Genomic DNA, 8145 nt, shown 5'->3' with positions numbered 1-8145 from the left:
CTCTGGGGGCACCAAAATACCCCGTTAATCTATTGATAATACGTGATAATTCAACACGGCTATGGTGGCCGCCCCACAATGCGCCCCCGTTTTGTCGTCGCTGGGGAATGCCCTGTCTGATCTGGGATACTCGGTCGCAAAAGGGTATCCCGCGACTCATTCAGGGCCGGTGGGGGCGCGACGGCGTTCACAGCTCTATCTCCGCGTCCGGGTTCCCGGCGGCGAGCGCGTTCATCCATGCAAGGCACAAATCACGCGAGCGGTAGGTGCCGTATTCGGCTTCCTCCTGTCGCTGCACGATGGGGAAGGTGGAATAGATGTAGCGGATTTCGTCGCGGCCGGTGATCCCGTAGAGGTGGAAAAACACCGCGTCGAGTTTGGCGCGCAGGTCGAGGCGGCGGGCGTCGTCCCAGATGAAGGGCGGCTTGACTTCCCCCGCCTCGTCCACATGGCCCATGTCGCGGGCGAAGGGGGCCATGTCATGAGCGGTATAGGTCAGTTCCAACACAGCCGCGCGGATGACCTCGGCGGCGGTTTTCGGGCCGAACCGGGTGGCGTTGAGTCGCTCGGGCGGGATGACGGGGAGCTGTTCGACGATGTACCAGTTGGTGTTCTGCCCCTGAATTTTCTGTCGGAGAACGTAATCGAAAGGCGTGGAGTTGATCGTGCCCAAGATTGAGGCTGCCTCACGCTTGAAACCGTCGGTATCGGCGTCGGGCAGCATTATGCCCATTGAGTTACCAACACCGCATTGAGGGAGCGCGGCGGCAATTAGCGTGCGCATGTTTGTTGACGCGGTAATCATCTTGTAGCTGAGGCACCACGGGAAATTAGGCGTGCCATGTAGCTCGCTCTTATTTACCCAATACTGCGGGTCCGGTAACCAAGACGGGTCTTTGTGCTGATCCTCGGTTGCGGGAAAAGGCTGCGCCGGTCGGTGCTGGTTTTCTGGGTTCACGACAATATTCGCGGCGCGGTGGTCGTAGGCTTGCACCATCTTGCCTTCATAAAGCGGCACCCATGGCCCCGCCGCGCTGTCATAGCGGTTGCCGCCAACGGGATACGCACCTTCCTTCTCCTCCAGTTCCAGCTTGGTGCGGAACAGGCCGGAGTCGTTGGTCATGTGAAACATGGTGGCATATTTCACCGGCCATGCCTTCACCACCTCGCCCGAGGACCGGTCCACCAGCGGCACGGCGTTGCCGTAGATCGTGGTGGTCAGGTCCGCGTCGCGGCGCGAGCGGAAGATCGGCGCGGTGCCGGTGTTGGGGTTCACGCGGGCAAAGTCGGCGGCGCTGAGGGTGAAGCGCCGCTCGGGGTCGTTCAACTCCGCCACGTTGTGCATGTAAAAGGCGCATTGCGCCTCATCTGCCGTTGGCGAGGGGCTGGCGACGAAGGCGCAGAATTTGAACGACGCGTGAACGTGAGGAAAGAAGACTTTTTTGTTCTCGAAGTCATACAGCGCCTTGAGCCGCCCCTCGGTCGCCACGCTCTTGAAGAACGGCGCGGCGGTCTTGTCGGACGCGATGCCCGACGGCACGATCAGCCCCGTAAGCCCCGTGGGCTGCACCAGTGTCATGGCGCGTTCCACGAACAGGGCATAGAGGTTCACGTCACCGCCGGACAATAGCGGATAATCGCCGCCCTTGCGCGCCATGCGCGTTGCGGCCTCGGCCCTTTGGGATGCCTTGGCATAATCCTCCGCAAGCGGATCACCGGCCTTTTCCAGATCGGCGATCATTTTCTTGCGGTCGGACGCGCGTTGTGCAAAGGCGATCTCGCGCCGCCGTTCGGCGAACCATTCCACCTGTTGCAGCTTCATCCGGTCCCATGGCGGGTTGCCCACCACGGCGTCAAAGCCCCCAGTCAGGGCCTCGCCCTCCCAGTCCGACCAGATGCCGGGGAAGGTGACTTGCCAGTTGAGGAAGTTTTCCTCGGCGATCAGGGTGCGGGCCTCGTCCAGTATCTCGGCAAAGCGTTGGTCGGCCTCGCGCTTGATCTTGGGGTCGCGCTTGCCCATGGCGATGGCCAGCGGGTCGCCGAACTGACCATCGAAGAACACCTTGAGCGCGGCCTTGCCGGGCTTGTCCTTGATGCCCAGCCAGTCGAGCGCGTGGATGAGCTTGAGCAGCGCATCGAGCGGCGCGGTCATCTCCTCGACCTCGGCGAACACGTCTGCCGACCGATGCGCCTCGGCGATCTCGGCGTCGGTCAACCCTTCAACGATCTGCATCTTGGAGGCGGCGCGCAGGGCGCGGTTCATCGGCTCATGCAGCAGGAGCGGCGTGCCATAGGTCGCGGCCTTGTCGATGCCCTTTTTTACCCACGATCCGAACAGGCTGTCACCGCAGCGCAGGTGGTGATCGAGGAACGAAAGCGGCGCGCCCACGGTGAAGGTGTGCAGCCACAGCGCCACCTTGGCCAGCTCCACCGCCATGGCGTTCTTGTCCACGCCGTATATACAACGCTTGAGCACCATGCGGCGGATGATGTGACGGTCGTCGAGCTGATCCACGTCGATGGTCCAGTTGCGCTGATCGGCGTTGGATAGGATCGTCCCTCGGATCGTCTTGATCCGCTCGCTCAAGGGCGAGATGTAATCGCCCCAGTCGGCGGGCACCTCAAGCTCGGCCTCGGCCATGGCGGTGATGACCTGATCGGCCATGAAGTCCACAAGGCTGACAAGGAAGTGGCCTGATCCCATGGCCGGGTCACAAATCTTTAGGTCAAGCAGCTTGCTGGCCGGGTCGAGCGTTTCAAGCACGCCGATCTTGCGGTCATTGGACAGGGTGCCCTGTTCCAGTTCCCTGATCTTGTCGCGGAAGGCGCGCTTGCGCGCGTCGATCAGCGGCTCCAGCGTTTCCGTCAGGATAAGCTGGACCAGATCGTCGGGGGTGTAATAGCTGCCGGACCCCTTGCGCGCGAAGATGTTGGGGCGAACTGTGATCTCGCCCTCGTCGCGCGTCACCTCGTATTCCAGCAGGCGTTCGTATATCGAGCCGAGTTGCTGGACCGAAAGGTTGCGGTAGTTGATGTATTTGCGCCCCTCGGGCGTGCGTTCGAACGACATGGCGTCGATCACGCGGGCCATGACGGCATCGGGGATGCGGATTTCGGTCAGGATCGTGTGCCGGTCCTGATCGAAGAGGCCGCCGTTGTAAGGCGGCAGGCCGATGGAGGCGTCGCCTTTGTCGATGGCCATGAACAGGTCTGTCAGGGCGCCCCAGTAGCGCGCGGCGCTTTCCGAAAAGGTATCGTCGCGGTCCTTGCGCTCCTGCACGTCGAGACGGACCTTGTTGCGCAAACCGTAGTCATCATAGCGGGTGTCACGAACGGGCAGAAGGTCGCGGTCCTCGGCGTAGAGGATGAAGAGCAGTCGGTAGAGCAGGATCAACGCCGCTTCGCGCACCTCCTGCAAGTCGGCATCGGGCGCGGCCTTGACGATGGCGCGGACCAGATCGGGAAAAACCTCGCCGAAGACCTTGTTCGACAGGTCTTCAGCCACGCGCTCTTCGTAGAAGCGGCCTTCTTCAAGCGCCTTTTCGTGGAAGGTGCGCGGATCGGCCCCGACGGGCACAAAGGCGTCGCGCCGGAAGATCAGGTAAAAGACGGTCAGCCAATGGGCGCGGTCCTCCGCGCTCAGCGCGAAAAGGCCGTCATTGTGGCCCGGCATGTCGAGTATCGCGGCGATGTCCAGCTCGAAGAATTGTTCCGAGACCGAGCGCGCGCCCGAGAAATACAACCGCCACTTGGCGCCGTTGGTCAGGATGCCCCATCTGAGGTTACCAAGCGTGACATCATCAATGCGCCGCAGGTAGCGCAGCATTTGCGTTGACGGCGCCGTTTCTTCGCCCCGACGGCCCGAGCGCCTATCCAGGGGCCGGCCCCAGCGTTTCGATTCGACCACCGCTCGCCCGAATTCATACCGCTTCCATTCTTCTGGGCGGTCATTCGCCTTGGCCTTGGTCTCGGCATTCTCGAACAGCAGGCCGTCGGGTAAGTCCTCGCGGCCCCTGGGGGACAGGTTCTGTTGGCGCAGGCTGTCGCTCCATCCCAGTGCTTCCAGTACCGGCCAGATCAGATCGTCCTCGGTCTGGCTTTCGTTCGGGGTCTGGTTGGTCGGGAAATTGGAATAAATGGAGTTCAGCCGATCTTCCAACACCTCGAGTTCCCGGTCATCCAGAGCGGGCCACTCTGTCATGCCGCGGATCGACTCCGTCAGAAAATCAGACGTGAAAAGGCTGCCTTGTCTGGCGAATTCACTGCTCAAGATACTGCGCCCCTTGATTCTCGCCAACCGACCTTAGCAAGCAAATCGAATGCCTGCATGTGCAATGCCGCGCTCTATCGGCAGAATTCAGATTCGCATTGCGCTTCAGGTATTTCGTGTTCGTTCGCCGGCCGCCGAAATGTAGCGTCGGCCAAGCGTGCTTTGGTGCCGCCGCGAACTCCAAGCACTATCGCTGATAAATTAGCTCTGGCATCGCGTGAAAACTTCTTATCTTGTTATAACAAAAGGTTGAGCCCACGCTTGGCTCACATGTGTTCTCGCCTAGATCGCCGATCACAAGATCATCTGACTGGACGAGCCGATGCGTTGGCGCTACGCTGCTTGCGCTGTATAATTGGCCGCGCCGGCCAGGCGCTAGAGCGCCAACACTGAACGGTCATACCGTTAATCTGTGAGGTCTCAGATCATTTTAGCAATAGGGGTCTAATATGGATGTTAAATGGGTGCTGGTATCGCTCGCCATTAATGGCGCTCAAGAGGGGGCACCGCAGTTTTCTACAGCACAGGAATGCGCAACTGTCGCGCTGGAACTGAATGCGCAAATCGAGATCAATAGGAATGAAGCTCTTATTGGAATGCCGACATACGAAAACACCACCAACCGTAAAACTAGCCTCGACCAAGTGATAACAGGAATTGTCAGTTTTTCAGAGAATTACAAAAATTACGAAGTGGATGACAATGTGGCTGTCAATCTACTCCGCCTTGGAACAGAATTACAACAAGAAGCAAGCGACTTGGAGGAGCTCGCCTTCAAAGGGTGCGACAGGCATGCAAAAAGCTCCGGAAAATACCCCCCACTGGAGAGTGCTTGCTCAAGGTTTTATGATGCTCGAGGTCAGGACCAGGACGCGCTCCTAGAAAAAGATTTAAATGCCTTGCCAGACCTCAGTGTGTCCTGCGTGCCGACCGTTATCCAGTAATCCTTTACGTTTTCATTACAGAAGAGAACGCTAACTGTCGGCGAGGGTTAACGGTAATATCCCTTCATTCAGTAGACTTGGGAGACGAACCAACATCGTAGCTATGTCTTTTCAAATTGGTCGAACACGGTGTGATGATGAGCGCAATTTGGCCGGTGGCAGAGGTACAAGTTACGGTGGCAGTTGCAGCCGCTGGGGTGAAAACGCCAGCTTTACTCGGGGTGCAAGTTCCCATTTTTGCTTCCTGTGATCCAGTGTCGCATTTCCTTCACAGAAATGAAGGACATAGGCCCGCGCCGGTGGATGGTGATTTCGTTGCGCTGGGCGGCGCGGTAGAGCGTTGCGCGCGATACGCCGAATATCGACTGCACTTGGCTGATACGGACAAATTCTGGTTGATGGTCAGTCATGAGCAACGGCCTCCCAGAGAATGCAGGATCGCCCTTGCGCGGTCCTTCCGCGCTTTCCGCTGTCCTTGATCAGACCGTCGCGGCGCAATTCCGACACCCGGGGCTGCACGCTCGAAAAGGCATGTCCTGTCAGCCGCGCGATCGTTTCTGTGCTGACCGGCTCGGGTGTCTGGGCAAGCACGCCAAGCACGAGGTCGCGAAGCCGTCCGGCCCCGGATGTGACAGCCGCCGCAGCAGCATGGCTGGTATCGGTTTTTTGCCAGCCAGTCCCTTCGTCCATGTACGGCATGTCACCTCCTTAAGTCTGAAACAGGATGATCAGGATGAGCGCCACGCCCCAGCCAAGCGCCGCGATGCAGAGCAACACCGGCAGAATAGCGAGCGCCAGACGAAGAAACGGGTGGCGTGTCGGCGGCGGTGTGTGCGCCCATGCGCCGCTGCCATGCGGTGGGTGGCGGTCATTCTCTGGTGTGGGCCATCCGATCATTTCATGGGTGATGATAGAGCGCCGCGTTTCCTGGGCCGCTTTGTCTTTGGCCAGCTCGTATTCGATGTCCGCGATCTGTTGATAATGGGGTCGTTTCTTGTCTCCTGTCATCCCTGCCTCCTCTGGGCGAACATGTCGGCCTTCGTGTCGTAATCGTCTGCGATCGCCTCCATGATGGCGATTTCCCGGTCAGCGTCCGCTTGGCTCATTTTGCCCTGCTCGATCAGCCGAGGGTAAACCCGGCGGCGTTGCCGGATTTCCCGCCGCACCGCCGCGTACTTGTCGTGCGTGGAAAGGATCATGAGTCGTCTCCCCTGTTTCCTACGTGGGCCTGCGCTTCGGCCTCTGCCGCGCGGCGGGCCCCTTCCATTGCGCGCTCGCGGTCTGTCTCGGAGGATTCATCGGTGAAAAGGTTGCCGTCCTGCGTCTCGGCAGCGCGTGCGTCTGCCTCGATCGCGATGCCCTTAATGGCGTCCAGGTCTGCCATCACCACCTTCTTTTCGTGATCGGGCAGGCCCTTGTAGTGGTTTTGCAGGGCTTGCTTGCCGCCGCGGGCGGCGTCGCGCGCCGCGTCCAGCACGGCCTTGCGATTGGCCGCGCCGCCTTGCGTCAAGGACCATTTCGCCAACAACCGGCCGGTTTCTTCATCCATCGGTCGCGACGTGTCGAACAGGCCCTTGATCTGGTCCGGCTCCTTGATCGGGAAGACGGGGCAGCCCGGCGCGGACGGATCGAGCACCATCATCGCCGTCATCTCGAACATGAGGTCGGCGTCGATCTTCGGGTTCCACGGCACGTCCTCGCGGCGTGTCTTTGTCTTGAAGGCGTTTACCTCGCGGCGCTTTTCGCGGCTCCATTTTTGCGGCACGGCGGTTGCACGCGTGCAGAGGATCAGGTCGACATTCGCCCGGACGATCCGGTCGACCAGACGCTTCCATCGCGGCTTGACCTTCGCCCAGGCCAGCATGTTCATGCGATCCGCCTTGTCCTGATCGTCGCCGGTCAGGTCGTTCAGGGTCTCGGAATGAATGTCGAGAATGCCGCCGACGCCTTCCCATGCGTGGGAAAACGAGTCGATGACTACGACGGGCAGGCCCGCTTGTTCGGCCGCGTCGATTACCTTGATCCACCGTTCCGGCCCATACCCGAGGGACGCGCCGTTTTCATCGGTGGCCTGCATGTCGAAATGCGCAATTTCGGGGAATTCCCCGCGGTAGTGCAGCGCCCGCCTGTTCTCGGTGTCGACAAAGCCGATGCGCGCTTTTTCGCCGCCCTTCTCCTTTGCGATTCCGCGCGCAAGGCGAAGCGCGGAATATGTCTTGCCGGTGCCGGACCCGCCGGACAGGCCGATGCTGATCGTCAACGGCTGGTTTATTTCTTCGACCGGGATGAAGCGTGTCATTGGCTGTCCTCCGGCAGAGCGGGTGCCGTCGGCGCCGGTGCCTGAAACTGGAACGCACGCGCGAGAATGTCGTGGCCGAACCGCTGGCGCGCATCGTCTATCGCGACTCGTTTGTGGCTCCATTCCGTCGCATGCCACGGTGGGGCGTCTACCTCGATCATGTCGCCGGAAAGCCCGGGCCACGTGTTCGTGGCGAGGCAACGCGACCAGATTTCGCGGGCGCGGGCTGCCTTTTGCTGGCCGTCCTCGCGCCAGGTCAGTGACAGGCGCACAACCGTCAGAAGATGTGGTGGCGTTTTCTCCTGCACGACGAAGCGCATTTCGCAGGGCAGTCCGGTGGCCGCCGCGATCGTCGCCGTGTAGTGCGCGTCCTGTATGTCATAGGCCATGTTCGCCAGCAGGCGCGGCACATCTGTATCCGTGGGGATCTGCGCCGTGGTCTTGTAGTCGTAGGCCACGAGCAGCGGCTGTCCTGCGAGTTTTTCGACGGACAACGCATCGGCGCGGCATCTGCACAATGTTTCTTCGACCGGCGCGATGAACGTCACCTCGTGGCCGATCGCGCGGGCGAACACATCGCCGATCCCGATCGAGGTCAACTGCATCCTTGCGGCATCAACCATGTTCGCGAC

General features: G+C 60.4%; 8 protein-coding genes. 1 reads left to right on the top strand and 7 read right to left on the bottom strand.

Annotated elements, in window-relative coordinates:
• Positions 1-187: 187 nt before the first annotated feature.
• The gene (locus ACH107_RS27110) at positions 188-4201 is read right to left on the bottom strand and encodes an Eco57I restriction-modification methylase domain-containing protein (protein WP_412508787.1); all 4014 of its coding nucleotides are present in this window, start codon (positions 4199-4201) and stop codon (positions 188-190) included.
• 518 nt (positions 4202-4719) lie between these two features.
• Between ACH107_RS27110 and ACH107_RS27105 the strand changes: the two genes are divergently transcribed.
• Positions 4720-5214: a hypothetical protein gene (locus ACH107_RS27105; protein WP_412508785.1), complete on the top strand. Its 495-nt coding sequence runs from the start codon at positions 4720-4722 to the stop codon at positions 5212-5214.
• Between the two features lie 212 nt (positions 5215-5426).
• Here the strand turns inward: ACH107_RS27105 and ACH107_RS27100 are convergent, their stop codons facing one another.
• The 6 genes from ACH107_RS27100 to ACH107_RS27075 all read right to left on the bottom strand — a co-directional run.
• Positions 5427-5624 (bottom strand): helix-turn-helix transcriptional regulator, encoded by a 198-nt coding sequence (locus ACH107_RS27100; protein WP_412508784.1) that lies wholly within the window; start codon positions 5622-5624, stop codon positions 5427-5429.
• A complete protein-coding gene (locus ACH107_RS27095) occupies positions 5617-5913 on the bottom strand; it encodes a hypothetical protein (protein WP_412508782.1) in 297 nt (98 codons plus the stop codon). The genes ACH107_RS27100 and ACH107_RS27095 overlap by 8 nt, the downstream gene beginning before the upstream one ends.
• A 9-nt stretch (positions 5914-5922) precedes the next feature.
• Positions 5923-6222: a hypothetical protein gene (locus ACH107_RS27090; RefSeq protein WP_412508780.1), complete on the bottom strand. Its 300-nt coding sequence runs from the start codon at positions 6220-6222 to the stop codon at positions 5923-5925.
• A complete protein-coding gene (locus tag ACH107_RS27085) occupies positions 6219-6413 on the bottom strand; it encodes a hypothetical protein (RefSeq protein WP_412508779.1) in 195 nt (64 codons plus the stop codon). Before ACH107_RS27085 ends, ACH107_RS27090 begins: the two co-directional genes overlap by 4 nt.
• Positions 6410-7513 carry an AAA family ATPase gene (locus tag ACH107_RS27080; protein ID WP_412508778.1) on the bottom strand — a complete coding sequence of 368 codons (1104 nt, stop codon included), beginning with the start codon at positions 7511-7513 and terminating at the stop codon, positions 6410-6412. The genes ACH107_RS27085 and ACH107_RS27080 overlap by 4 nt, the downstream gene beginning before the upstream one ends.
• The coding region (locus tag ACH107_RS27075; RefSeq protein WP_412508776.1) for a PD-(D/E)XK nuclease-like domain-containing protein at positions 7510-8145 on the bottom strand (636 nt) is incomplete at its 5' end. The genes ACH107_RS27075 and ACH107_RS27080, both read right to left, overlap by 4 nt.

It is taken from the genome of Roseovarius halophilus (ex Wu et al. 2025) (assembly GCF_047086965.1).
This window is presented reverse-complemented; position numbering and strand designations above follow the sequence as displayed.